The sequence below is a fragment of the Spirosoma utsteinense genome (assembly GCF_014282275.1).
Lineage (GTDB): Bacteria > Bacteroidota > Bacteroidia > Cytophagales > Spirosomataceae > Spirosoma > Spirosoma utsteinense.
Genome location: NZ_VFIA01000012.1, coordinates 40,178 through 65,259, shown reverse-complemented (window position 1 = coordinate 65,259; position 25,082 = coordinate 40,178). Strand labels below are relative to the sequence as shown.

Sequence of the window (25,082 nt, the reverse complement as noted above, 5' to 3'; positions counted from 1 at the left end):
CTATGAAATTTGTCGAAACCATCATAAAACGCCCCTCACTCATTATCGTGTTGTTTGCGATATTGACCATCGGGGGCCTGTTTTCCTACCGGTCGCTGAGCTATGAGTTGCTGCCGGAGTTCTCTACGCCCGTTATCACCATAACCACCATTTATCCGGGAGCGGCTCCGTCGGAAGTGGAAACGGAGATCAGTAAAAAGATCGAAGATGCCGTTTCGGGACTGGACAACCTGGACGATGTGAAGTCCAACTCGTTCGAAAATGCATCCGTACTCGTTGTCCAGTTCAAAGCCGGAACGAATATCGATATCGCTTTGCAGGACGCCCAGCGCGAAATCGATAAAATGGTGAGCGACCTGCCCGACGATGCCGAACAGCCGTCGCTGTCGAAAATATCACCCAGTGATCAGCCAATCATGCAGTTACTGGCAACATCGACACTACCCAACGAAGTGTTTTATCAGGAGGTAGAAGATAAGTACCTGCCGGTTCTGCAACAGATCAAAGGCGTTGCCGAGATCTCGATGGTGGGGGGCGACAAACGCGAAATCCGTATCAACGTCGACGACGATAAGCTCAACTACTATGGCTTGTCGCTGCTCCAGGTATCGCAGGCTATCAACCAGGCCAACCTCGATTTCCCCACCGGGAAAGTGAAAAGCACCAGCGAGAACATGACCCTCCGGCTGGCGGGTAAATTCAGTTCACTGGACGACATCCGGAAACTGGTCATTGCATCACCAACCAATGGCAGCCCCATTCGCATAAGTGACGTAGCGAAAGTGACCGATGGACTGACCGAAGCCACCAGTATCAGCCGCTTCAATGGACAGGACGGTATCGGGTTGTTCATTAAAAAACAATCCGATGCGAATGCGGTGGAAATAAGCCGATTAGTGCAGGAAAAACTGGCGGTAGTAGAAAAAGAAAACGCGAAAGACAAGGTTCATTTTGCCATTGCCTACGACAGCAGTGTATTCACGCTGGCATCTGTTGAAGCCGTAACCCACGATCTACTGCTGGCCGTAGGATTAGTCGCCATTGTGATGCTGTTGTTTCTGCACAGCTTTCGGAATGCGTTCATTGTCATGATCTCGGTACCGGCTTCGCTGATTTCGGCCTTCCTGTTCATGTATGTGATGGGTTATTCGCTCAATCTGATGACCCTGCTGGCGCTCTCGCTGGTGATCGGGATACTGGTCGATGACTCCATTGTGGTACTCGAAAATATCCAGCGACACCTCGAAATGGGTAAAGATCGCTGGCGGGCTACCCTCGACGGCGTGAGCGAAATTGGGTTCGCGGCTGTTGCCATTACCCTCGTGATTGTTGTCGTGTTCGTGCCGATCACGTTCGTAAACTCGGTCATTGCCGATTTGCTGCGGCAGTTCTCGCTCACGGTGGCCTTTGCTACGATGGTCAGTTTGCTGGTCAGTTTCACGCTCACGCCCTGGCTGACGTCGAAGATGGCCCGCCTGGAACAGCTGAATCCGAAAAATCCATTCCAGGCCTTTCTGCTCTGGTTTGAAAAAGGGCTGACGGCGATTACCAGCGGTTACCACCGCAGTCTGGGCTGGGTACTGGGGCATAAGCTGGCCTTTACAGGGATTCTGATCACAATTTTTGCCTTCACCGGCTGGGTCATGGGCCTGGGTATTATTGGCTCGGAATTCGTGGCGCAGGGCGATCAGGGTAAGTTCCTGCTAACCATGAAACTCGACAAGAGTGCTTCTCTTCAGCAAAATAACCTGATGGCGCGAAACATCGAAAACTACCTCCGCAAGAAATCGGAAGTCGAAACGATCTTCGCCAACGTGGGTGGTGCCAGCACGGGTATGAACAGCACCGGGCAGGGCGAAACCAACCGGACGGAGCTAACGGTGCAGCTGGCCGATGCCAGCGAACGTCCCGGCAATAAACTCACCGAGCAGTACATGATCGACGTTCGGAAGGAGCTGGAAGAACAGTTTCCTGCCATCGAATTCAACTCCTCGGTTGTCGGTATGGTCAATTCCGGCTCGGCACCAATCGAGATTTTCCTGAGTGGTAACAACGTAACCCAGAATCTGGCCGCGGCTGAAGAACTGGCCAACCGAATCCGGAGAACGCCCGGTGCCAACGACGTAAACGTATCGGTAGAGTCAGGTAATCCGGAAGTACGGGTCGATATCGACCGCGAGAAAATGGCGAAACTGGGCATTAACATCGCTACGGTAGGGGGTACGCTGCAAAATGCCTTTGCCGGAAACGACGACTCCAAGTTCCGCGATGGGGGCGAAGATTACGACATCCGGGTGATGCTCGATGCCTTCGACCGGAAGAATCCCGACGATGTGAAGAACATCAATTTCTTTAGCCCGGCTACGAATCGCCCGGTGCGGCTGGCCGAATTTTCTACTGTCTCGCTAAGCAATGGACCGTCGCTGCTGGAACGAAAAAATCGTCGCTCGTCGGTGACGGTAACGGCCAATACGCTTGGAACCGGATCGGGTACGCTCACCAGCGTGATTCAGGCCGACCTGGTCAATCATCCGCTACCAGCCGGGGTGACGCTAAGCTGGGGTGGCGACGCCAAAAACCAGAGCGAAGGCTTCGGGTCGCTGGGTATTGCCATGCTGGCCGGTCTGATGCTGGTGTATTTCATCATGGTCTTGCTCTACGATAGCTTCGTGTATCCATTTGTGGTACTGTTCTCGGTGCCGGTCGCTGTTATTGGTGCGCTGCTGACGTTGGCTCTGACGTCGTCGAACATCGGTATTTTCGCGATGCTGGGCATGCTGATGCTCATTGGGCTGGTGGTGAAAAACGCCATTCTGATCGTTGACTTTGCCAATCAGCAAAAAGCAGACGGTGTACATTTTCGAGCAGCCATACTACACGCGGGTGAGGAACGATTACGCCCCATCCTGATGACGACCATTGCCATGGTGATCGGAATGATTCCTATTGCCACTGCCAGCGGGGCGGGAGCCGAGTGGAAAAACTCGCTGGCCTGGGTACTCATTGGCGGCCTGAGCAGTTCAATGGTGCTGACCATATACCTCGTTCCGATGATGTACTACCTCGTCGACCGCGCCCAGGAGTGGTTCCGGAATCGCTTCCGTAAGGCAAATACATCCCAGCCAGTACCGCAGACGACCTGATTGACTGGAACTCCTGGCATACGGGTATACAATATATATGCCTTGTAGACAGACTACCTCAATAAAGCAACCTCTTTGATTCATGACACTGGACCAAATAAACAGCCGCCTTCAGGCGATCCTTTCCAACATAGGCGTCAAATTCAACACCCTTACCGAGCAGGCTCATTTCAACCGGGATCTGGGTCTGGACTCCCTTGATGTAACGGACCTGCTCGTTCAGGTCGAGGACAGCTTCAGCATTCGTATTCCTGACGATGTCTGGTGGAAACTCAAAACCGTCGGGCAACTGACGAATTACCTCATCGATGAGATGGTGTTCGACTAACCGCTGGCTCCTTAAACACGCTTGCTTCTACAATTATTAATCTGTTTAACCAATGAATATACCTTCTTCACTCGTGCCGGCTACTGGCCGATTGGGCGTATTAATGCCCGGCCTGGGTGCTGTAGCCACTACGTTCGTTGCCGGTGTGCTGGCCGCCCGTAAGGGACTCGCATATCCGGCGGGTTCTCTCACCCAGGCCGCTCATATACAAACGGGTAAAGGCGCTACGGAGCGTTCTTCGCTGATTCGGGATTTTGTGCCCCTGACCAAGCTGGATGATCTGGTTTTTGGCGGTTGGGACATCTATCCCGATAACCTGTACGAAGCCGCTCGTCAGGCCAATGTGCTGGAGCGGCCTCTGTTGGATCAGCTCCAGGAGGAGTTGGCAGCTATACGGCCCATGAAAGCTGTTTTCGATCGTCATTACGTTCGTAACCTGTCTGGCGAGTGGGTCAAAGAGACAACCAACAAGTGGGAGCAGGTGCAGGATCTTATGGCCGACATCGAGCAGTTCAGCCTGATCAATCACTGCCAGCGCCTGGTCATGGTCTGGTGCGCGTCGACCGAGCGCTACCACGAGCCGGGGCCGGTACACATGTCGCTGGCAGCATTTGAGAAGGGCCTGCACGAAAACGATCCGGCCATTGCACCCTCCATGCTCTACGCCTATGCGGCCCTGAAAATGCGGGTTCCCTTCGCCATGGGCGCTCCTAACTTATGTGTGGACATTCCGGCGCTGGAAGAACTGGCACGGCTCACCAACACCCCCATTGGCGGCAAAGATTTCAAGACGGGGCAAACGCTGATGAAAACCATTATTGCACCGGGTCTTCGGGCGCGGGCGTTGGGCGTCAATGGGTGGTTCTCGACCAACATCCTGGGTAATCGTGATGGGTTAGTGCTGGACGCGCCGGAGAATTTCCAAACGAAAGAAGTATCTAAAGGCCGGGTGCTGGAGGGGATTCTGGATGGCGAGTTGAGCCCCGAACTGTGGGGTGATATTCACCATAAAGTAAGAATTGAATATTATCCGCCCCACGGCGATAACAAAGAAGGGTGGGATAACATCGATATTTTCGGGTGGCTGGGCTACAAAATGCAGATCAAAGTTAATTTTTTGTGTCGGGATTCGATTCTGGCAGCCCCTGTAGTGCTTGATTTAGCCCTGTTTCTCGATTTAGCGCAGCGCGCGGGTATGTCGGGTATCCAAGAATGGCTGGGATTTTACTGGAAGTCGCCCCAAACGGAACCGGGGGCATCTCCAGTTCATGACTTATTCCAGCAACTAAATAAGCTAGAGAACATGTTACGGTATTTAATGGGTGAAGAACGCATGACAACCTTCGGCCTGGATCAGTACGAGGAGGAAACAGCAGAAGTCGAAAGTGAAACACATTCATAAATTTTTTGCCACTGGATTGGGGCTGGGCTACATTCCGGTGGGTGCCGGAACCGTAGCGTCGGTAGTAACAATTGTGGCCGTATACCTGAGCGAGACGGTTATGCTCACGCCGGGTCAGCTTCCATCTACTGGTCTTTGGTTGCTCATAATCAGTCTACTAACGTTTGGGGGCGTCTGGTCGGCGGCCGTTGTCGAAGCTGACTGGGGCGAGGATAGTAACCGGGTCGTCATCGACGAGGTTGCTGGCATGCTCATCGCTATCTGGGGGGTACCGCACACACCCGTCTGGCTACTGGCCGGGCTGGTGTTGTTCCGGTTTCTGGACATCCGCAAACCCGGTCCCATTCGGCGGGTCGAGCAGCTGCCGGGTGGGTGGGGTGTTATGTTCGATGATGTGGCCGCTGGCGTCGTGGCCAATGTGGTGCTTCAGGGGGTTTGGTTTTTTACGAGGGCATAATTTACGCTGATAATGTTATCTGGATTACCTGTTTTTGTTCGGGCGTTGATCGGGTCATTACTGGCTACGGGGACTGACTATAGTTTATCATTTGGGCTGCATCACTGGTTCCGCGTATCGGGCGTAGTGGCAACGGGATTTGGTGCCTCACTAGGGGCGGTGGTGGGTTTTATGCTAAGTCGGTACTGGGTTTTTCCAGGACAGAGCCGCTCCCGGAAGCAGCAGGCGATGCGTTATGGCTTCGTTAGTTTGCTGAGCGGGACGGGCAATATGGCTGGCATGCAGCTGGCCGATTTCGCTGCACTGCCGTTCAGCCCATCCCGGGTTGGCGTTGGTGTGCTTGTATACATTTTTATATCGTACCCCATCAATCGGCGGTATGTGTTTTCTTAAACGAATGCCTACTAATTTACTTACTCGACTACTTATTGGGGGACTTGTTGGCTGGCTGACGCTACTGAATACGGCCTGGGCTCAGGAGCCTGTCCGTGGACGCGTCGTCGATGCAAAATCCAGTGAACCCGTGCCGTTCGCAACGGTCATCGTGCCTGGAACCCAGATCGGGACAAACACCGATGCCAGCGGAGCATTCACCCTGGAACTGCCCGCCGGTATCGACACGCTGCGTTTGCAGGTGTCACAACTGGGGTATCAAACCCTGAGCAAACCCTGGCGCGGTGAGCCAGAACTGGTTTTTCGGCTGGTGCCGGATACCAAACGGCTCAACGAAGTGTACGTGCGGGCCAAGCGCCAACGCTACCGCAACAAAGACAACCCGGCTGTCACGCTGATTCGGCGGGTTATCAATGAGAAAGACAAAAACCGACGCTCGGGCTTATCGACTTATCAGTATGAAAAGTATGAGAAAATTCGACTCGATGTCAGCAATGTAAATGAGAAATTCCGGCAGGGGAGGGCCTTCAAGAACTTCCAGTTCATCTTCGATTACCTCGACTCGTCTAACGTCCTGGGCATGGTTTCGCTGCCGCTGTACCTGAAAGAAAGCTTATCGGATGTTTATTTCCGGCAGACGCCCAAGGCCTATAAAGAGTATCTGAAAGCGGAGAAGAAGGTAGGGCTGGAGCGTTATTTCGATTCCAACGGCATTGGTGCATACCTGAACCGCCTGTACGAAGAGATCGACATTTATGCCGACAATATTAGTCTGCTGGCCAACCAGTTTACCAGTCCCATTTCGCCCCTGGCACCCACCCTCTACCGGTTTGTGCTGGGCGACACCGTCGTTTACGATAGCGTCCGCTGCGTGAAGCTGGGTTTTGCCCCCCGCAACCGTGCCGATATGGCGTTTGAGGGGACAATGTGGATCGAGCTGGATTCCAGCTATGCGGTTCGTAAAGTCAGCATGGGTGTACCCAAAGGGATTAACCTCAACCTGGTAACAGCCGTCCAGATCGACCAGGAGTTTAGCCAGGTTGCCAACAGCAGGCTGATGCTAACCCGCGATGAGGTGGCTATTAACTTTAGCCTGGTGAAGGACGAAGATCGCATAGGCGTACTGGGTACCCGTACGGCTACCTACCGAAACTACCAGATCGATGAACCGATCGATGATAAACTCTTCAAGCCCGCCCAGCGGGTGGTTATCCTGCCCGAAGCTACATTACACAATGACTCGTTTTGGCAGGAGCGCCGTCATACGGTGCTGAGCAAAAGCGAACGTGGCGTATATACCATGACCGACAGTATTCAGCAGGTGCCGCTGTTCAAGCGGGCCGCCCGTATTGCTACGGCCCTTTTATTTGGTTATGTCGACATGAATAAGTTTGAAATTGGCCCTGTCAACTCGTTCTACAGTTTCAACCCGGTCGAAGGATTCCGGCTCCGGGCGGGTGGCCGGTCGATGGCACGGCTCAACCCCCACCTGTATGCCGAAGGCTACGGGGCCTATGGCTTCCGGGACCGGCAATGGAAATACTTCGGCGCATTGACGTACTCGCTCAACGGCCGGTCGATCTATGACTTCCCCAATAACTTCGTGCGGGTTTCCTACCAGTATGATACGCGGATTCCGGGGCAGGAACTTCAGTTCATCCAGGAAGACAACGTGCTGCTGTCGATCAAGCGGGGTTCGAATGATCGCTGGACGTATAATAATGTATTTCGGGTAGACTACCGCCAGGAATACGCCAGCGGATTCAGCTACGATCTGGGATTCAGGACGCTCAGACAAACGGCGGCCGGCAGCCTGCGGTTTGCCTCGTATGCTCATCCCGACCTGCCGGGCTCTATCGCATCGACCGAATTCAGCGTAAGCCTGCGCTACGCCCCCAACGAGAAATTCTTTCAGGGTAAGAACTACCGGATTCCCATTGTCAATCAGTATCCTATCATGCAGTTGCGTTATACGGCAGGCGTTAGTGGGTTGTTTGGGGGGCAATATGATTTCCAGAGTTTAACGGGTCGGTTTAACAAGCGATTCTACGTATCACCGGTTGGGTTCACTGACTTTACGGCCGAAGGCGGTCGGCTGTTTGGTACTGTTCCTTACCCGTTATTGATTATCCACCGCGCCAATCAGTCGTACTCCTACCAGCTTGAATCCTACAATTTGATGAACTACCTGGAGTTTGTCAGTGATCGATACGCAGCAGCGTTTGTCGACCATTATTTCAATGGATTTATTTTCAACAAGTTACCGTTGATCAAAAAACTGAAATTCAGGGAAGTGATTACGATGAAAGCCTTATGGGGCGGTTTAGGAAAGAATAACCGTCCGTCGTCAGCCGATGCCAACGATATTCAGTTTCTAAGAACAGCCGATGGCCGTCCCGCTACCTATGCATTGGGAAATAAACCGTATATGGAAGTTAGCGTTGGCGTTTCGAATATTTTCAAGATTTTTCGGCTGGATCTGGTTCGCCGGTTAACCTACCTCGACCAACCGAATGTGAGCGCTTATGGCATTCGGGGCCGGTTTAAATTTGATTTTTGATCATAGCGACTATGAAAGAACAGGCTCAACAATTGATTTATACGGTGGTTCACCCCGTCATTCGGGGTATGATGACCATTGGAATGACGCCCAACCTGGTAACGACCATTGGCTTTGGCATTAATATAGTAGCCGCCGGTGTGTTCATTATGGGTGGTGAACTGGGCGAACGGGGCGATTTCGAGTATGTCGGGTGGGGGGGCGGTCTGATATTACTGGCTGGTCTTTTCGACATGCTCGATGGCCGCCTGGCCCGCGTTAGTGGTCAGTCGAGCGTTTACGGTGCCCTGTTCGATTCGGTGCTGGACCGGTACAGCGAGCTGGTTATGTTCCTGGGTATCGGCTGGTATCTGATCGCCCATGATTACCTGCTCAGCTCGTTCATGGCGTTTCTGGCGCTGGTGGGGTCCATGATGGTGAGCTACGTCCGGGCACGGGCCGAAGGGCTGGGCCTGTCCTGTTCCGTCGGGATCATGCAACGGCCTGAGCGCATCGTACTGGTGGGTGGCGCGGCCCTGATCTGTGGCCTGATTGCGCCCACTTTCCCAAGCGATCTGGTACTGATGGAAGGTGTGTTTGCCCAACCCTTCCGAATCGACGCCAGCATCGTTCTATCGCTGCCGCTATTTGTGGTGGCGGTACTGGCCAACTATACGGCCGTTGTTCGCCTGAATCACTGCCGTCGTCTACTCGAACAATAAAATAACCTATGTATTACTGGGTACTGCTACTGGGCTGGGCTGGGCTCATCCCGTTCGGGATACGAACAAGCGAAAATCACCCGATCAAAGCGCTTGAACCCCCTGGTTCCTACTACCCTTCGGAACTGAAATGGGAAGTGGAAGAGGGATGGCCAGTGCCTCCTGCTGGTCCCAACCGCCTGTTTTACATTCAGCGCAGTTCAAACGCCAACACCATCATGTATGATGCGCAGCTGCGAAAGAATGGTCAGTTTGACCCGCAGGAGCCGGTTTCTGTTTACTGGCTTCGGCTGGCTGAGCAAGGACAGCGGCAGGAGCTCTCCTGGATACAGCGAACGCTGGCGTATGGCATTGCCGATCCTGAAAAGAAAGGGGCCAGTGGTTTGGTTACCAATGTCGTCAGCTACCGGAAACGGAAGTTAAGGCTGCTCGTTGACCAGGGCGGAAAGCCGATGGCGCAAATACAGATCAATGGCCGGGTGGCTCAGTTACACCATGTGTTTGTTCAGATACGGGAAGGGGCAGGGCCCATGGGAATCAGTAAGATTGCCCACGTCGATATTTTTGGGCAGGATACGCAAACCGGAAAGCCGATTTATGAACGATTTATTCCCTAACCCAACGCCACCGATTGATAAACCAACGACCTCGATCAGCGCCCGGTTGCTGAGCACGTTCGTCGCAACCGGGCTGTATTTCGCCTGGTTTGTGGGGCTGGTTGGTCTTCGTCCCGAACATGTTGTACTCTACGGTATACTGCTGTTTCTGTATTGGAGTTCGCGCTGGGGACGGCGCCTGTTGCTGGCGTTGAGCCCGCTTGTTGCTTACTGGATTATTTACGACTCGCTGCGTATTATGCCTAACTACGCCGTGGGGGACGTTCACATAGCCAGCTTGTACGAAGCAGAGAAGCAGCTATTCGGTATTGGTACTGGCCTGCTTCGGCAAACGCCGAACGAATGGCTGAGTACCCACGCTCTCCCTGTCTTCGATGTGTTGAGTGGATTCTGGTACCTGGGGTGGGTACCCATTCCGCTGCTGGTAGCTACTTACTGGTTTCTGACAAATAAAGAACGGTATGCCCGGTTTGTGGGGGCGTTCGTATTTGTCAATCTGCTGGGATTTGTGGCCTATTACCTCTACCCCGCGGCTCCGCCCTGGTATGTTGCTCAGCACGGCTTTGATTTCATCCCGCAAACACCCGGTAGTACGGCTGGGCTTAGTCGTTTCGATGCCTGGTTAGGTGTTGACCTCTTCAAAGGCATTTACGCCAAGAACTCAAATGTATTTGCGGCCATGCCATCGCTGCATTCGGCTTATCCGGTTGTGGTTGGCTATTATGTTATGCGGGCGGGCGGGTGGCCCGTTCGGATTGGGGCAGTCCTGTTTGCGGTGGGTATCTGGCTGGCGGCCGTTTATACCAGCCACCATTACATGCTGGATGTGCTGGCGGGAATCGCCTGTGCCTTGATTGGGGTTACGCTATGGGAGTGGCTGATCACCAGTTCGTTTGGCCGGAACTGGTTCCGTCGGTTTGTTCTCGGTATCCAGTGAAACCACCAGACTGTTATTTGTCGTAGTCCGCCTAAACAAAATGAGCGACCCGGCCGGGTCGCTCATTTTGTTTAGGCAGGTAATTGTTTTTACTGGTATTGGATATACATCGGTTTTGGGTCCAGTGCCAGTACTTCAGCGGGTGTCATGATGCGGGAGCCTGGTTTGCGGAAGTCGTTGTCGTAAAACAGTTTGAAACCTGTATACTGAACGGGTTCTTTCTGAATGTAGGCCTTGTAAGAGTCTTTCTTAAGTACCGGAGGGCCCCAGCCATCCATGTCCATGACGATCTGAACGTTCGGATCGAGCTTGATATTTTTGTAATTCTTGATCATACCCTGTGTAAACCGGTGCACCACCAGCACTTTGGGCGGCAGGTTGTTTTCCTTGACGACACGGCTCAGGAACTGCACGGCCTGATTGACATCGGCCGCATCGTAGGAGCCGATTTTCGTGCCGGGTTTGGCACCCGTCACCATCGAAAACTCAGGATCGATACCCAGGTGAACGAAAGGCAGTTTGAGGTATTTTTCCATATGCGCCATTTCGGGCCCAAGGGGAGCATGACCGCGCTGAATGTCCAGAAAGACGAGGGCTTTATGTTCGTTTCCCCATTTCAGCACCTTCTTTATCGTTTTGTCCGACATCCGCATCCGGTAACCACCATCTTTGCCAGGAGCACCCTGGGCCGACGTAGCCACTAAATGTAAGGCAGGCTGGATAGGCGTTGCCGGGTCGGCAGCCTGCCAGTTTTTTATTTCCTGATCCAGCCGACGAAGCATTTCCGCTTTCTCATATTTACCCAGAATCCCCATTTTCTTTGAGTGTGGGTTACCATAATAAGCAAAGATGCGGTGCTTGGGCAGAATCGCACCGGTAGGTGCATAGGTTAGCGAATCGAGCGTAGAGTCACCAGTAGATACCGAGCGGGTAGAGGTAACCGCTCGCTCAGAGGCAGCCGGTTTTTCGGCAGAATCAGCGCTGGCCGATGTACTACGAACAGGGTTGGCTGACGCTTCGGCGGTAATTTTACCTGTTTGTGAAGCTTCCTCCTGTTTGGATTGGGTACTTGAACAGCCGGCAAGTTGGCTCAGGGCCAGAACTGATAAAGCGGCTAACGAAAAACGCATACTGTGGGACTAAGTTAGAGACCATTGCAAAAAAAGAGGGCTAAACTCCAGAGGAGTATTAACCCTACAGTGCAAGTATAGAGTTTGGCGTCAACTTTTCAAAGCATTAATTCACCCAGCCCCTGACGAACTATCGAAAAATCGTCGTCGGTAGCATCAACGATCGTTGAAGCGATGTTTCCACCGTACCCGCCGTCGATGATGATATCGACCTGATGTTGAAATTTTTCGAAGATGAGTTCCGGATCGGTCGAGTATTCGACGACTTCATCTTCGTCGCGGATGGACGTTGTAATGATCGGGTTGCCTAACAGCCGGACAATCTGCCGGGGAATGTCGTGATCCGGTACCCGGATACCCACCGTCTTTTTATTGGTATTGACCAGTTTTGGGACATTGCCACTGGCTTCAAGAATAAATGTAAACGGACCTGGAAGTACCCGTTTCATCAATTTAAAGGCTTGGTTACTGACCCGGGCGTAGTCGGCAATGTGGCTAAGGTCGTAGCAGATAAACGAAAAGTCATTCTTTGTTGGTTTTATGCCCTTGATACGCGCTACGCGCTCAACGGCCCGGGCATTATGGATGTCACAGCCCATACCATATACCGTATCGGTCGGGTAAATGATCACAGCTCCACTGCGAAGTGCCTGTACAATATGTTCAATGCGACGGGGATCCGGATTTTGAGGGTAAAGTTTGAGGAATTCGGCTGGCATACCGGAAATCGTTTAAGGTGTATCGTTTGGGTAGATGGCATTAGGCGTAAAGTACGCCGTACAAACTACCTAAACCAATTTCACCTGCTGGTGTTGCGACCGGCCCATACAGTTGTACTTGAGGTACTGTCTGTAAATCCGGTTGACGGGTAAATGCAGACGGCTTAATCTAAGGATCATACCCGTTGGCAAACCCGGCCTTTCGATTCGGTAGAGCAGCTTCCCAAACTGTAGCGCCAGGTCGAATTGTTCCGCGTAGAAGGCTTTACGGATGAAGGTACGGATTCGTCGGGCCAGGGTCTGGTACTCGCCGGGGGTAAGGCAACGCTCAAACGCTTTGTGGCATACGACCAGTGTAGATTGGAGCAGTCGGTTGTCGGGCAGTATGATCTGGGCGGATAGCGAATTGGGCAACTGGCGTTTGAGCGTCAGTACTTCGTCCAGGTAAGCGTACCGGTACAGCCGCGAGGAACGAACCCAAAAATCAAAGTCTTCGTACACCAGGTTTTCATCGTACCCACCCAGCTCGTTCAGTACATCCCGACGCATCATCATCGTGGGGGTGCAGATAAAATACGATTCCAGTATAGGCTGGAACACATCGCCCGAGGGCACCTTATGCAGTGATCGGCCCTGGTTGTCGACCGGGTAATGAAGAGCTGTCTCAGCGCCTTGCTCGTCGATGTAGGCTGCATTGGAAAATACGACAGCATAGGGACCAGACAGTCTTTCGAACAGGTCTACCTGGTGAGCAATTCGATCGGGTAGCAATAGATCGTCGGCCGATAGGTCGATCATATACCGCCCGCCTGCCAGGGCCAGTCCTTGATTGAAGGCCCGGTTAAGTCCCAGGTTACAGGGGTTATTGATAAACTGAACAAATGGATGGGAGAGCAAAAACCGCTCGATACACTCAGCCGATCGGTCGGTACTACCATTGTTGATAACAATCAGCTCTACGTTAGGATAGGTTTGACTGGTTACGGACCGTAACGCCTGATTGATATAATCTTCGTGGTTGTAACAAATGCAAATGACTGTAACCCAGGGCTTGATACGATTGAGATACTGACTCATCGGAAGCGTATGGGATTGGTCAGTAACGGACTTCATAGGCAGTCTGGCTCAGTAGGAGGGGACCCAGTTAAGAGGAAGAGCACTTGTAAACAGTAATTGCGTATTGATACGCTAAAGGTAGCTTATACCGCTATTGTAAACGTTTTATTTTGAGTGAACGGAAATAAAAGAGAAGGCTTGAACTGGTTCCAGTCAGATTGGCACGGTTTTTACTACAAATAGTTTGTACCGGTCGTATTCGCCAATCAGTAGGCGGTTCCGCTACATTTATGGGTTAGATTTGCAAATGTCACTTCACGAGTTTGAGGTGACATTTGTTGTTTTTTGCGCTAAATCAGGGTTTTTGTCGCCCTCCAGGTTATATAGCGCCACGTTCATCTCAAATCCCAAAATCAAAAGCAAGGAAATGAGGTTGATCCAAATCATTAGAGCAATGAGCGTGCCAATTGACCCATAAACTTTATTATAAGAACCGAAATTTGAAACATAGTACGAAAAAGCCAGTGTTGTGAGCACAATTAGAAGGGATGCCATAACGGAACCCGCAGTTACAAAAGTCCATTTCATGTTCACATCAGGGCCAAACCGGTAAATAATCGAAACCGCTGCCACAAATACCGCGAAAACGACCAGATAGCGGGCAATGGATAACAGATAGACGACAACCACATTATTCAGGATGCCAAATCGCAACAGGTAATCACTAACAATACCGCCTACAATAAGGCCCAAAATCGCTAAAAACAAAGCAAAGGCCAGCGTAAACGTCAGTCCTAAAGCAATACCACGAATTTTGAAGAAACCGCGTTGGTCTTCCGATTTATGCGACGAATTAAAGGCACTCATCAATGCAACCAGGCCACTTGTGGCCGAGTAAAGAGCCAATACAAAACCCAATGATAAAACGCCCCCGCGTGGTCGGCTAATGATATCCCGGATGGTTGTGTCGACCGAACTATACGTGTCGCCCGGAAGAACGCGCTTGAAAAAGCCCATGATCTGCACATCCAGATTAGGGATTGGGATATAGGGAATGAGCGTGAAGAGGAAAATAACCGTTGGAAAAACGGCCAGAATCAGGCTATACGATACCGAGGCTGCGCGCTCACTTGTATCGTTCTCGGTGATTTTCACCGTCATCTTCTTCAAAAACTCGTACCAGGTCGTTTTGGACTTGAACGGGTGATGGTCTCTTAGCCAGATGCGCGTACCCTGTAGTGCATCGAAGCTCATCAATTTATCGAACATAGCGCGGTATAGTTGGTCAGTAGCGGATCTGGATACTTGTTAAACGTAGTGTAAATGGTATCCAGCTATTCAATTGACCAACTATCAGACTGCTCAACTGTTCGATTATCCGATTGTAGCTATGAGAAAAAGGGCTTCGCAGCCTCAATCAGATCGTCCGGAGCTGTACAGGGACGACCGGTGCTGGTACGAACGAAAACCAGGGTCGTCTGCCCCGTGTTGAGCAGCTGTCCATCCTGATTGAAGATCTCATAGGTGAACATAAACCGGGTTTTGGGCAGTTGCGGAATCGTAACCCGAATAGTGAGCAGGTCGTCGTACCTGGCCGGCCGGATAAACCGCGAGTTGAGGTCGTACACGGGTAACGAAAAGCCCCGTTCCTCCAGCTCTTTGTAGTTTAAACCCAAATAGCGCATCGTTTCAACACGGCCAATCTCATAAAAACGGGCATAGTTACCGTAGTAGACAATACCCATCTGATCGGTATCGTAGTAGCGTACCCGGATGTTAGTGACGTCGTAAGTCAGCATAGCAGTTGGTGAGTGAGTCAGTCAGTGAGTCGATCAGTTGGTGAGTCGATCAGTCAATCAGTTGGTGAGTTAATCAGTCACTGACTCACCGACTGACTAACTCACCAACTGACTGACTGATCGACTCACCGACTGACTAACTGTTTTCACTTCATAATTTTCATTCGGGTAAGGGCCTGCTGATACAGGCGGGCGTTAGCCAAATGCTCCGATAGTGTTTTGGAGAAGGTATGGTATCCATTGAAGCGGGCATCGACCACAAAGAACAGGTAGTCATGCTGCTCGGCGTTCAGAACGGCATCGATGGTGGCGGGGGCTGGCAGGTTGATGGGCCCCGGAGGTAAACCCGTATAGCGGTAGGTGTTGTAGGGAGAGTCGACCGCCAGCTGCCGCGTAAGAAGACGCCGAATGGTGAAATCGCGCAGGGCAAAAATTACCGTTGGGTCGGCTTCGAGTTTGATGCCACGTTTCAGCCGGTTCAGGTAAACACCCGCTACACGCGGCTGCTCGTCGCGTTTGTTGGTCTCTGCTGCTACGATGGAGGCTAGTACCTGCGTCTGGGTTTGCGACAGACCAAGGGCTTTGGCTTTCGCCTGTCGTTCGGGTGTCCAGAATTTTTTGTATTCATTACCCATCCGTTCCAGCAGCGCTTCGGGCTTGATGGTCCAGAAAAATTCGTAGGTGTTGGGCAAAAACAGGCAAACGATGGTCGTCGTGTCAAACCCGTATTTCTGACAGACGGCCGGGTCATTGAGTAACGTACCCAGGGCCGAAGGACCAAATTCAAACTTGCTGCCGAGCCGCTGGATCAGGTCGCTCTTTTGACGCATGCTGTTGAAGGTGACGGGCATCGCATCCTGACTGCCGCTGCGGAGTTTGACCAGCGCTTCGCGGTTGCCCATGCGCGGCTTTATTTCATACTGGCCTTCTTTGACGCGCTCCGGGTATTTCATGAGCTTGGCCAGGAATCGAAACGACAGCTCGTCATTGAGCACATCGTTTTTCTTGAGTGTATCGACCACCGACTCAAAGGTGGCTCCGCGCGGTATGAGCAGCGCAAAGGTCTTATCGTTTTCCTGAGTCTGGAGATTAGGGCTCCTGAAAATCTGCCAGAAGTAAAACGTAAAGGTGGTCAGTAAAATAGAAACGGTGAGGAACAGACCGATTTTAAGATTGCGTGACATAACTTAAGGAATGAATACGGAACAACGAAGGCCAACCAATAGGCTGAATTACAGCGGTTCATTGGTTAGATGAACCGACAGACGCTTTTTGCTTACACTGGACATCGTTCATTAGTGCGCAAATTTACGTCAAAACCCGTCCCGTTCGTCAACCGCTCATAACCTACAGACGACCGGCCGGCCTATTTATCCGTGGCTGGTGCCGGTTGTCACGACTACCCCGGCCAAGTCGTACGCCGGTACGGGGGCTTCCGGTGAATTGTGAACCGGCGGGTAAGTTGATCCGGCTTTTCGCTAAATAGATTGTAAATTTGGGCGAACAAAATCAACTTGTTTTGGTCGTTCGCTCGTTGTTTGCCCGCCGGAATACCGGCTCTCCTTCGCTTTATACGCTCTCGTTCTGGTTGCTGAGTACTAGCAACTTTCTATTTTCGGCCAGTTTCTCGATGATGATTCCCGAGCTGCCCGACTACCTGACGGGCCTGGGCGGGCGGGAATATGTAGGGCTGATCATTGCGCTCTTTACGCTGACAGCGGGCCTGTCGCGGCCTTTCAGCGGCAAAATCACCGATACGGTTGGGCGGGTACCGGTGATGGCCTTTGGCTCGATCGTCTGTTTTGTCTGCGGATTTCTGTATCCGTATCTGCTTACCGTTTGGGGGTTTCTGTTGCTGCGGCTCATTCATGGCTTTTCTACCGGGACCAAACCTACCGCCACCGCTGCCTACGTCGCCGATGTCGTCCCTGCCAACCGCCGGGGTGAAGCAATGGGAACACTGGGCCTGTTTACGGCGATGGGGATGTCGCTCGGACCAGCTATTGGGAGCTGGCTGGCTCATGCCTATTCCATGAACGTCATGTTCTGGACGTCGTCGGCGTTCGCGCTGTTGTCTATCGGTATCCTGCTCCGGATGCCCGAGACACTGGCCAATACGCAGCCCTTTCGGTTTGGGCTGCTTCGGTTAAAAAAAGACGAAGTTTTTGATACACAAGCGTTGCCGCCATTTATCGTACTCCTGCTCCAGTCGGTTGGTTACGGGGTCGTACTAACGCTGATTTCTACCCTGAGTACATCGCTGGGCATTACCAATAAAGGATTGTTCTTCACGGTGTATACGCTGGCCTCGCTGGGTGTGCGGCTGGTCTTCAGCCGGTCGTCGGATCGTTATGGGCGGGTGCCGGTACTGACCCTTTCGACTGCCTTGCTGGCTATAGCGATGCTCCTGTTGATTGTAGCGCAAACGCCGGTAATATTCTGGACCGCTGCTTTGCTCTATGGATTTTCCAGCGGCATGAACTCCCCGACGGTGCAGGCCTGGACGGCCGATCTGGCCGATGAAGCCACGCGGGGCCGGGCCATGGCGACCATGTACATTGCGCTCGAAGCCGGTATTGGGCTTGGCGCTCTGGGGTCGGGCTGGCTCCTGAACCACATCGTTGGCGATGCAGGAATCACGGCGTCCTTTGCCATGTCGTCGCTGCTGGCCTGGGTGGCAACGGCCTACCTGGGCTGGTTGTGGTATAAAAGCCGGTTGAACCTGGCCAGACAATCGTAACCGCGGGGACTATGGATGCTATCGAACCACGTATCCGGCCACTGGTCGACGCCCTGAACGCTACCGGCCTGGTCGTGACGTTTTCGAGTTGCGAGGGGCATTTCGGGGCTGATGAGCAGAAGATGGCCGACCGTAATTTAGCCTATGTTCGGTTCCTTCCCGCAGCCGGGGTGTCGGCGGGGGCTGTCGAAGATGCGTTGGGGCAGTGGCTGATGAGCTACAAAAAAAAGCACGGACTGATGCCCGTGCGTGTGATCGGCTATAAACTGTTTACGCCCCTCGATGATGAGGTCGATAGTACGTACGTTATCGAACTGCATCCGTTCAATCGGTTCGACGCACCCGATCGGAAGCGACGTGATATCGACTGGGCCGTAGAGCGATTGGTGGCCGTATTATCGTACCGCGGACTTCAGGCCGTCTAATTTAAAAAAAACGGTCTGAAGTCCGCGGTACGTTTCTATAAAATAAACTGGCTCAAATCCCGGTTTTTTACCAGACCGTTCAACTTTTCGCCCACCAGTTCTTTGGTTACGACAACGTGGGCATTGGCACCGATAACATCCGGGATGTCGAACATGAAATCGTTCATCAAATGGCTCAGCACGGTTTGCAGGCGACGCGCGCCAATATTTTCGACATCGCCGTTTACTTCGAACGCAATCCGGGCCAGTTCGCGCAGGGCATCGTCCTGGAAGGTCAGGCTGACATCTTCGGTTTGCAGCATCGCCACATACTGCTTGGTGAGGGCGTTTTTGGGCTCTTTCAGGATCTGGTAGAAATCGTCTTCCGACAGGCTCTGCAACTCGACCCGAATCGGGAAACGTCCCTGTAATTCAGGAATCAGATCGCTGGGCTTGGCCACGTGGAAAGCCCCGGCCGCGATGAACAGAATATGATCGGTATGGATGACGCCGTACTTCGTATTCACCGCGCTCCCTTCCACGATCGGAAGCAGATCGCGCTGAACGCCTTCCCGGCTTACATCCGGACCGCCCCCGCCGTTACCCGAACGGGCAGAGGCTACCTTGTCGATTTCATCGATGAAGATAATGCCGGCATCTTCGGCTTTACGGATGGCTTCCTCCTTTACCTCGTCCATATCGATGAGTTTAGCCGCTTCTTCTTCGAGCAGAATGACGCGGGCTTCAGCGATGGTTACCTTACGCTTCTTGCCGCGTTTGGGCATCATACCGCCAATCATCTCCTGAATATTCATCATCGACAGGTCATCGACCGAACCACCCATGATGCCAATATTAGGTGCCTGGCTTTGCTGCACATCGATATCGATTTTGCGATCGTCCATTTCGCCGGAGCGTATCTTCTCGCGGAAGCGTTCCCGCGTCCGCTCATTCAGTTCAGCATCGGGGTCCGCCGACGCGTTTTCGAATCCCACCCCTGACTGCCCGTTGGTGGGTTTGACCGGTGGGATCAGAATATCCAGGATGGCATCCTCAACGAGTTGCTGTGCCCGAACCTGAACGGCTTCTTTTTTGGCCGACCGGACCATGTTCACCGCCTGCTCGACGAGGTCGCGGACCATACTTTCCACGTCGCGGCCGACGTAGCCGACTTCGGTAAATTTGGACGCTTCTACCTTGATAAAGGGGGCGTCGGCGATTTTGGCAAGCCGCCGGGCAATTTCGGTTTTACCGACCCCCGTGGCACCAATCATCAGGATGTTGTTGGGCGTGATCTCACGCTGCATATCAGCCGTGCTGTTCATCCGGCGCCAGCGATTGCGGAGGGCAATGGCCACGTTGCGTTTGGCATCATGCTGGCCGATAATGTATTGATCCAGTTCGGCAACGATCTGCCGGGGAGTAAGGTCTTTAAGTAGTTGGGTCATTGAAAAAACGGAGGCTGGTAGGAGGCCCCTTGAGTAAGAAACAACGGAAACGGGAAAATGTGCGAAAGGAGGGCTTAAATTTGGTGGCTGGCTACGTTGCGAGCACTGGGTTTGCTGATTGAAGTAGCTGATGGATGATGTAGACAGGTTACTGTTTTATCATGGCGGACTGGAAGTCCGCGTTACGAGACGCCATCACCCGGTACGTCGACGGGTTCGGCAGGGGGTGTTTGCTCCAGTTTTGCTTCGATGATCAGTTCGGCCAACTCGCGGAAACAGCCCTGCCCCCCGTTGGTTTCGCAGCAATAATCGACTACCGCTTTGTTCTGGCGGGTAGCATCGGCGGGACAGGCCGACAAGCCCACCGCCTGTAGTATCCCGATGTCATTGACGTCGTCCCCAAGAAAAGCAACCTCCGACGCATTCAGACCCAGTCGGCTGAGAATGCCCCCCAATAGCGATGCCTTATCGCTGGCCCCCAGGTGTAGTTCGGTAATCTTCAGTTTTGCAGCCCGCGTCACGACAGAGGGGGAGGTTTCGCCCGTAACGATGCCTGTCTGGACGTTTACCAACTCGCGCAGCCGGACAACACCCATCCCGTCGCGGATGTTGAATCGTTTGAATACTTCGCCCGATTCGCCGTAGTAAACGCCCCCGTCGGTCAGAACGCCGTCGCAGTCGGTGAGCACCAGTTTAATGCGGGCTGCCTTAGATTGAATGAGTGGATTCATAGAAAGAATTAGTGGGTTGCCCCGATTGATGGATGAGGTGGTCACCTCGTTAACGACTCAGCGAAGCCAGCGGTCGAGATCGATACGCAGTGAAAGCTGGCTCGTGCCCGCGGTAGGGACCGATGAAAACCGCCCGTAGGTAAGCTGAAAGCCCCGGGCCTGCACCGATGCCCCGAACGAGAACCCCGCGCCAAAGCCGCCGGTCGTCAGTTTACCTTCCTGCCGTCTCTGGTGGTTATAACCGACCAGTAAATTGACATTCCGACTAATAAGGAGTTCGGCTCCAACACTCAGATGCCGGGCAACTTTCTCGACCACACCCACCGGCTGTGGAATTGGATTGCCATCGAGGTCATACCGGACGTTCAGGTTGGGGTCATTGTAGGTTATATCAAAACGTTGAAGGTGATGAGCTGTCAGCGTCACCCGAATTGGCGCGTACCTGGGTTTGAGCGTGACACCAGCCTGTAGGTCGAACGGCAAATCAGCGTCGACGGGCCCGTAGTTCTTAACCAGATAGCCAATATTTTTAGCCACCAGGCCAACGGTCAGTTCCTGCTTTGGGTGGCGCCAGACACCGCCCAGATCGGCCAGTATACCAAAAGCGGAGTAGGTCTCGATGGATGAGCCAACCGCTTTGAGCGTACCGCCAAGGGTGAAATTACCTTCCGTGCGGGCATGGGTCAGGCTTAGCGCATAGTCGTTGGCCGTGAACGTGCCAATGGCGTTACCGGCCGGGTCGGTCAGTTCAAACGCACCATAACTGAGGTACTGCAACCCCAGCGCCCAGGCCGCATGCCGGTCGGGATCGTTGGATTTTATTGGCAGGCCGTACTGAAGCGTATAGTAGCTGGCCGTCGCCAGATAGGGCATCAGGCTTATCGAGAGCTGATTGGGAGGAATCGAATCGGCCAGAGCCGGGTTGTTAAGATGATAAGCACCGTCGGGTCGCGTAGCCGTGGCCACCTGCCCGCCAAGGGCGGCCACACGGGCATGCGTCGGTAGGTTCAGGAACGAAAAAACGCGCTGTCCACCAGGGGACTGTGCCTGTCCGGGTTGTAACCCAAGGATAAAAAAGAAAACGAGTATATAGTGTCTCAACGCGCAAATCCTACTTTCAGTCCGGCCGCCAGGCTCGGTGTCCACTGACCATCGGTTGCCGTAAACGAACGTCCAATGCCACATCCACAGGTCAGCGACGGGTTCTGGCTGGCAGACCGACGGTCGTTGATGGCCCACCGAACACCGGCTCCGATGTAAATATCGATCAATGTTCGGGAAAAAAGGCGGTTGTGCGGATCGTAAAACGCAAATTGACGACCTATTTTGAGGTGGGAGCCCAGCGCATAGCGGCTGGTTCGTGCCAACCCATGGTACCGGGGGGCGGCACTGTCGAAGACGGGCTGATAGGCATAATCCCGGTCAACGACATTGATTTGTTTGAACAGGCCGTCGATGGCCCAGTAGTTACCCAACGGGAAATCACTCCGGATAGCAATGCCCTGCCGCCGGTTCGTGCGGTAGCGGTTGGTGTAGAAACGAACTTCGGCCCGGCCCCGCCAAACCTCGGCGTCGACAAAATCTTTCAGGTCGCTGTCGAATGGGGAGAGCGTTCGCCAGCCGTAGCCAAACTCGGCCTGCACCGCTGTTCGAATGCCGGTCCTGAATTCCAGAGCGCCCTGAAGGGTGGCATCCTGATCGAACAGGAGCGACAGTGGCGCGAATTTGATCACGACACGAGCCGGCTTACGCAGGGCAATGGTAGAATCCTGAGCCGCTGCGGCTGAAGTAATGACCAGTAAGCCAATGAGGTAGAGCAGCTTCATGTGAGGTCCGTCTTTTTGAACACGATGATACAAAAACAATCGGGACCGTTGGAATTGTCATGAATAATTAACTTTGCCCTCACACAACCCTACCGACCATTTCTGATGCAAACCGAAACAAGTCCCGGCGCTAACCACGCTAACCTCAGCAAACCATCGAAAACGCAGCTCCTGGATCAGAAAAATGCCGAAGCTGAATTGGGCGGTGGTCAAAAACGGATCGATGCCCAACATAAAAAAGGTAAACTAACTGCCCGGGAACGGATTGCGCTGTTGCTGGACGAAGGGTCATTTGAAGAGATTGGTAAGTTTGTCATGCACCGGACCCGCGACTTCGGCATGGACAAAGAACATTACCTCGGCGATGGCGTCGTAACGGGTTACGGTACGGTCGACGGTCGGCTTATTTATGTGTTTGCGCAGGACTTCACGGTCTTTGGCGGGGCACTGTCCGAAACCCATGCCGAAAAGATTTGCAAGCTCATGGATCTGGCTCTGCAAAATGGAGCACCGATCATTGGCCTGAACGACTCCGGGGGTGCCCGTATTCAGGAGGGTGTGTTGTCACTGGCCGGATATGCCGATATTTTTTACCGCAACACGCGGGCTTCGGGCGTCATTCCGCAACTGTCGGCTGTCATGGGGCCGTGTGCCGGGGGGGCCGTATACAGCCCGGCCATCACCGATTTTATTTTTATGGTCGAAAATACGAGCTACATGTTCGTAACGGGCCCCAACGTGGTCAAGACCGTGACCCATGAAAGTGTGACCGCTGAAGAACTGGGTGGTGCCAGTACCCACAGCACGAAGTCGGGCGTGACGCACTTCTCCTGCGCCAACGAACTTGCCTGCATTCAGAATCTGAAACAGCTGCTCAGCTACATCCCGCAGAATTGCGAGGACGAGCCCCCGATGCTGGCCTATGACGCAGGTGGTGATGAAATGCGGCCTGCGCTGAACAGCATCATTCCCGATAATCCGAATCAGCCCTACGATATGCGCGGGGTGATCAGTGAACTGGTCGATGCAGATACGTTCATGGAAGTTCATACCAACTTCGCCGAAAATATTGTTGTTGGATTTGCCCGGATTGGTGGCCGGAGCATCGGTGTTGTGGGCAACCAGCCAGCGGTACTGGCGGGGGTTCTGGACATCAACGCCAGTACCAAAGCCGCCCGGTTCGTACGCTTCTGCGACTGCTTCAATGTCCCGTTGCTCGTACTGGAAGATGTGCCGGGTTTCCTGCCCGGTACCGATCAGGAATGGAACGGGATCATCACCAACGGAGCCAAGCTGCTGTATGCGTTCTGTGAAGCCACGGTGCCCCGCGTAACGGTCATTACCCGCAAAGCATATGGTGGCGCGTATGACGTGATGAACTCTAAACATATTGGGGCCGACATGAATTACGCCTGGCCGAGTGCCGAAATTGCGGTCATGGGCGCATCGGGAGCGGCTGAGATCATCTTCAAACGTGAAATTGCCGAAGCCGACGACCCGCAGGCCAAGTTACAGGAGAAAGTCCTGGACTATACCGAGAAGTTTGCCAACCCCTACCGGGCTGCCCACCGGGGCTATATCGACGAGGTGATCATGCCCGACCAGACCCGCCACAAACTCATCCGGGCGTTTAAGATGCTGGAAAACAAAGTAGCGACGATGCCGAAGAAAAAACACGGTAACATTCCGCTGTAGCCTTGTGGAAGAGCTGTTGACGTTTATCTGCGGGCAATTGGAAAGCCGACAAATTGATTACATGCTGTCAGGGAGTATAGCACTGAACGCTTACTCCATTCCTCGGTATACCCGTGATATTGATATCGTGATTGAGTTACGCTCGGAAAACTTTACTCAGTTTGCAGAACTGTTTGCCGAACGGGAATGCTATTTTCATAAGGAGAGCGCCAAAGAGGAAGTTAGCAGAGAGGGAATGTTTAATATTATTGACTGGAAATCCGGAATGAAGATTGATTTCATTGTTCGAAAAAATGATGATTTTCAACGAATGGAATTTGACAGAAGACAGCGTAGAGAAATATTGCCTGATGTTACCTGCTGGGTCATATCGCCAGAAGATTTGATTGTTGCAAAGCTTCTATGGATCCAGAAACTCTTTAGCCAGCAGCAGCTTGACGATATAAAGAACCTGATCCATGATTGTCCAAATCTGGATATTATTTATGTTAAGCAATGGATTAAAAAATTGCAGTTGAATGATTTTAGATTGGCTTTTTTATGAGCGATACACCAAACCATGTGAGACGTATTTACGCCGATTTTATCATGCAAAAATCGGATATTGATCGCTTCAACATGGGCTTTGAAATGGCTGATACGGGGCAGAAAATGGTAGAAATGAATTTAATAAGGCAGCACCCCAACTGGTCTGTTGGCCAGTTGAAGGCCGCCGTTTTTGAACGTATTTACCGCACTGATTTCTCTGCCGATGAAATGAATCGCATCATGGAGGCCATGGTTATGTTTCATGACCAAAAAAAAGACTGAGCCTATGACAACCCCAACACCGAAGAAACCGGGCAGCCTGCTCAGAACTATACTAATTGGCCTGCTGATCATCTTTGGACTGGCCCTGATCCTGGGAACGCTGACGGTGATGTTTCCCTGACGAACAACGAATGCCATTACCTGGAGTAATGGCATTCGTGTTAATGATACTATTCAGAAGTTTAC

At 52.7% G+C, this 25,082-nt stretch carries 24 protein-coding genes; 14 read left to right on the top strand and 10 right to left on the bottom strand.

The genetic code is table 11. From position 1 onward, the window contains the following. Positions 1 to 2 precede the first annotated feature (2 nt). The 9 genes from FH603_RS11510 to FH603_RS11470 all read left to right on the top strand — a co-directional run bounded on the left by FH603_RS11510 (position 3) and on the right by FH603_RS11470 (position 10,538). Entirely contained in the window at positions 3 to 3,143 is a 3,141-nt protein-coding gene (locus tag FH603_RS11510) for an efflux RND transporter permease subunit (RefSeq protein ID WP_186737647.1), read from the top strand. 82 nt (positions 3,144 to 3,225) lie between these two features. Continuing rightward, the gene (locus tag FH603_RS11505; RefSeq protein ID WP_186737646.1) at positions 3,226 to 3,471 is read left to right on the top strand and encodes an acyl carrier protein; all 246 of its coding nucleotides are present in this window, start codon (positions 3,226 to 3,228) and stop codon (positions 3,469 to 3,471) included. 52 nt (positions 3,472 to 3,523) lie between these two features. Beyond that, positions 3,524 to 4,873, top strand: a complete 1,350-nt coding sequence (locus FH603_RS11500; protein ID WP_186737645.1) for an inositol-3-phosphate synthase — start codon at positions 3,524 to 3,526, stop codon at positions 4,871 to 4,873. Beyond that, positions 4,857 to 5,330 carry a phosphatidylglycerophosphatase A family protein gene (locus FH603_RS11495; RefSeq protein ID WP_186737644.1) on the top strand — a complete coding sequence of 158 codons (474 nt, stop codon included), beginning with the start codon at positions 4,857 to 4,859 and terminating at the stop codon, positions 5,328 to 5,330. The genes FH603_RS11500 and FH603_RS11495 overlap by 17 nt, the downstream gene beginning before the upstream one ends. A gap of 12 nt (positions 5,331 to 5,342) precedes the next feature. Continuing rightward, positions 5,343 to 5,723, top strand: coding sequence for a GtrA family protein (locus FH603_RS11490; RefSeq protein WP_186737643.1), 381 nt, complete (start codon positions 5,343 to 5,345; stop codon positions 5,721 to 5,723). Positions 5,724 to 5,727: 4 nt separating this feature from the next. Further along, a complete protein-coding gene (locus FH603_RS11485) occupies positions 5,728 to 8,283 on the top strand; it encodes a DUF5686 and carboxypeptidase-like regulatory domain-containing protein (RefSeq protein ID WP_186737642.1) in 2,556 nt (851 codons plus the stop codon). Between the two features lie 11 nt (positions 8,284 to 8,294). After that, positions 8,295 to 8,984: a CDP-alcohol phosphatidyltransferase family protein gene (locus tag FH603_RS11480; RefSeq protein ID WP_186737641.1), complete on the top strand. Its 690-nt coding sequence runs from the start codon at positions 8,295 to 8,297 to the stop codon at positions 8,982 to 8,984. 8 nt (positions 8,985 to 8,992) lie between these two features. Continuing rightward, on the top strand, positions 8,993 to 9,601 hold the full coding sequence (locus FH603_RS11475) for a DUF4833 domain-containing protein (RefSeq protein ID WP_186737640.1): 609 nt from the start codon (positions 8,993 to 8,995) through the stop codon (positions 9,599 to 9,601). Beyond that, positions 9,582 to 10,538 carry a phosphatase PAP2 family protein gene (locus FH603_RS11470; protein ID WP_186737639.1) on the top strand — a complete coding sequence of 319 codons (957 nt, stop codon included), beginning with the start codon at positions 9,582 to 9,584 and terminating at the stop codon, positions 10,536 to 10,538. Before FH603_RS11475 ends, FH603_RS11470 begins: the two co-directional genes overlap by 20 nt. Positions 10,539 to 10,627: 89 nt before the next feature. Here FH603_RS11470 and FH603_RS11465 read toward each other — a convergent pair whose 3' ends face one another. From FH603_RS11465 to mltG, 6 genes are all read right to left on the bottom strand, one after another. Further along, entirely contained in the window at positions 10,628 to 11,668 is a 1,041-nt protein-coding gene (locus FH603_RS11465) for a hypothetical protein (protein ID WP_186737638.1), read from the bottom strand. A 98-nt stretch (positions 11,669 to 11,766) separates the two neighbouring features. Then, positions 11,767 to 12,387: an L-threonylcarbamoyladenylate synthase gene (locus tag FH603_RS11460; protein ID WP_186737637.1), complete on the bottom strand. Its 621-nt coding sequence runs from the start codon at positions 12,385 to 12,387 to the stop codon at positions 11,767 to 11,769. A 69-nt stretch (positions 12,388 to 12,456) separates the two neighbouring features. Beyond that, positions 12,457 to 13,500, bottom strand: a complete 1,044-nt coding sequence (locus tag FH603_RS11455; protein ID WP_235985404.1) for a glycosyltransferase family 2 protein — start codon at positions 13,498 to 13,500, stop codon at positions 12,457 to 12,459. 258 nt (positions 13,501 to 13,758) lie between these two features. Further along, positions 13,759 to 14,712, bottom strand: a complete 954-nt coding sequence (locus tag FH603_RS11450; protein ID WP_186737636.1) for a YihY/virulence factor BrkB family protein — start codon at positions 14,710 to 14,712, stop codon at positions 13,759 to 13,761. A gap of 119 nt (positions 14,713 to 14,831) precedes the next feature. Further along, positions 14,832 to 15,242 carry an acyl-CoA thioesterase gene (locus tag FH603_RS11445; protein WP_186737635.1) on the bottom strand — a complete coding sequence of 137 codons (411 nt, stop codon included), beginning with the start codon at positions 15,240 to 15,242 and terminating at the stop codon, positions 14,832 to 14,834. 146 nt (positions 15,243 to 15,388) lie between these two features. Next, positions 15,389 to 16,426 carry an endolytic transglycosylase MltG gene (gene mltG, locus FH603_RS11440; RefSeq protein WP_186737634.1) on the bottom strand — a complete coding sequence of 346 codons (1,038 nt, stop codon included), beginning with the start codon at positions 16,424 to 16,426 and terminating at the stop codon, positions 15,389 to 15,391. 335 nt (positions 16,427 to 16,761) lie between these two features. Between mltG and FH603_RS11435 the strand changes: the two genes are divergently transcribed. Both FH603_RS11435 and FH603_RS11430 read left to right on the top strand, forming a co-directional pair. Continuing rightward, entirely contained in the window at positions 16,762 to 17,982 is a 1,221-nt protein-coding gene (locus FH603_RS11435; RefSeq protein WP_186737633.1) for an MFS transporter, read from the top strand. 11 nt (positions 17,983 to 17,993) lie between these two features. Further along, positions 17,994 to 18,407 (top strand): hypothetical protein, encoded by a 414-nt coding sequence (locus tag FH603_RS11430; protein ID WP_186737632.1) that lies wholly within the window; start codon positions 17,994 to 17,996, stop codon positions 18,405 to 18,407. Between the two features lie 35 nt (positions 18,408 to 18,442). Here FH603_RS11430 and hslU read toward each other — a convergent pair whose 3' ends face one another. The 4 genes from hslU to FH603_RS11410 all read right to left on the bottom strand — a co-directional run bounded on the left by hslU (position 18,443) and on the right by FH603_RS11410 (position 22,391). Continuing rightward, on the bottom strand, positions 18,443 to 19,834 hold the full coding sequence (gene hslU / locus FH603_RS11425; protein ID WP_186737631.1) for an ATP-dependent protease ATPase subunit HslU: 1,392 nt from the start codon (positions 19,832 to 19,834) through the stop codon (positions 18,443 to 18,445). 182 nt (positions 19,835 to 20,016) lie between these two features. Further along, positions 20,017 to 20,565: a KdsC family phosphatase gene (locus FH603_RS11420; protein WP_186737630.1), complete on the bottom strand. Its 549-nt coding sequence runs from the start codon at positions 20,563 to 20,565 to the stop codon at positions 20,017 to 20,019. A gap of 57 nt (positions 20,566 to 20,622) precedes the next feature. After that, complete coding sequence (porQ, locus tag FH603_RS11415; protein ID WP_186737629.1) at positions 20,623 to 21,666, bottom strand: type IX secretion system protein PorQ; 1,044 nt, start codon at positions 21,664 to 21,666, stop codon at positions 20,623 to 20,625. Continuing rightward, positions 21,663 to 22,391 carry a hypothetical protein gene (locus FH603_RS11410; protein WP_186737628.1) on the bottom strand — a complete coding sequence of 243 codons (729 nt, stop codon included), beginning with the start codon at positions 22,389 to 22,391 and terminating at the stop codon, positions 21,663 to 21,665. The genes porQ and FH603_RS11410 overlap by 4 nt, the downstream gene beginning before the upstream one ends. A gap of 105 nt (positions 22,392 to 22,496) precedes the next feature. Here FH603_RS11410 and FH603_RS11405 point away from each other — a divergent pair, with 105 nt between their 5' ends. From FH603_RS11405 to FH603_RS11395, 3 genes are read left to right on the top strand one after another with little or no spacing between them, the layout of a single operon-like run. Continuing rightward, positions 22,497 to 24,086, top strand: a complete 1,590-nt coding sequence (locus FH603_RS11405) for an acyl-CoA carboxylase subunit beta (protein WP_186737627.1) — start codon at positions 22,497 to 22,499, stop codon at positions 24,084 to 24,086. Positions 24,087 to 24,090: 4 nt separating this feature from the next. Continuing rightward, entirely contained in the window at positions 24,091 to 24,630 is a 540-nt protein-coding gene (locus FH603_RS11400; RefSeq protein WP_186737626.1) for a nucleotidyl transferase AbiEii/AbiGii toxin family protein, read from the top strand. After that, positions 24,627 to 24,896: a hypothetical protein gene (locus tag FH603_RS11395; protein ID WP_186737625.1), complete on the top strand. Its 270-nt coding sequence runs from the start codon at positions 24,627 to 24,629 to the stop codon at positions 24,894 to 24,896. Before FH603_RS11400 ends, FH603_RS11395 begins: the two co-directional genes overlap by 4 nt. Positions 24,897 to 25,082 lie beyond the last annotated feature (186 nt).

Coding starts and splice junctions, on each gene's coding strand:
- FH603_RS11450 (WP_186737636.1), bottom strand. CDS start 14,712: ATGTTCGATAAATTGATGAGCTTCGATGCACTACAGGGTACGCGCATC.
- FH603_RS11480 (WP_186737641.1), top strand. CDS start 8,295: ATGAAAGAACAGGCTCAACAATTGATTTATACGGTGGTTCACCCCGTC.
- FH603_RS11420 (WP_186737630.1), bottom strand. CDS start 20,565: ATGAATCCACTCATTCAATCTAAGGCAGCCCGCATTAAACTGGTGCTC.
- FH603_RS11460 (WP_186737637.1), bottom strand. CDS start 12,387: ATGCCAGCCGAATTCCTCAAACTTTACCCTCAAAATCCGGATCCCCGT.
- FH603_RS11490 (WP_186737643.1), top strand. CDS start 5,343: ATGTTATCTGGATTACCTGTTTTTGTTCGGGCGTTGATCGGGTCATTA.
- FH603_RS11445 (WP_186737635.1), bottom strand. CDS start 15,242: ATGCTGACTTACGACGTCACTAACATCCGGGTACGCTACTACGATACC.
- FH603_RS11485 (WP_186737642.1), top strand. CDS start 5,728: ATGCCTACTAATTTACTTACTCGACTACTTATTGGGGGACTTGTTGGC.
- FH603_RS11405 (WP_186737627.1), top strand. CDS start 22,497: ATGCAAACCGAAACAAGTCCCGGCGCTAACCACGCTAACCTCAGCAAA.
- hslU (WP_186737631.1), bottom strand. CDS start 19,834: ATGACCCAACTACTTAAAGACCTTACTCCCCGGCAGATCGTTGCCGAA.
- FH603_RS11455 (WP_235985404.1), bottom strand. CDS start 13,500: ATGAAGTCCGTTACTGACCAATCCCATACGCTTCCGATGAGTCAGTAT.
- FH603_RS11505 (WP_186737646.1), top strand. CDS start 3,226: ATGACACTGGACCAAATAAACAGCCGCCTTCAGGCGATCCTTTCCAAC.
- FH603_RS11470 (WP_186737639.1), top strand. CDS start 9,582: ATGAACGATTTATTCCCTAACCCAACGCCACCGATTGATAAACCAACG.
- FH603_RS11465 (WP_186737638.1), bottom strand. CDS start 11,668: ATGCGTTTTTCGTTAGCCGCTTTATCAGTTCTGGCCCTGAGCCAACTT.
- mltG (WP_186737634.1), bottom strand. CDS start 16,426: ATGTCACGCAATCTTAAAATCGGTCTGTTCCTCACCGTTTCTATTTTA.
- FH603_RS11475 (WP_186737640.1), top strand. CDS start 8,993: ATGTATTACTGGGTACTGCTACTGGGCTGGGCTGGGCTCATCCCGTTC.
- FH603_RS11395 (WP_186737625.1), top strand. CDS start 24,627: ATGAGCGATACACCAAACCATGTGAGACGTATTTACGCCGATTTTATC.
- FH603_RS11430 (WP_186737632.1), top strand. CDS start 17,994: ATGGATGCTATCGAACCACGTATCCGGCCACTGGTCGACGCCCTGAAC.
- FH603_RS11410 (WP_186737628.1), bottom strand. CDS start 22,391: ATGAAGCTGCTCTACCTCATTGGCTTACTGGTCATTACTTCAGCCGCA.
- FH603_RS11500 (WP_186737645.1), top strand. CDS start 3,524: ATGAATATACCTTCTTCACTCGTGCCGGCTACTGGCCGATTGGGCGTA.
- FH603_RS11510 (WP_186737647.1), top strand. CDS start 3: ATGAAATTTGTCGAAACCATCATAAAACGCCCCTCACTCATTATCGTG.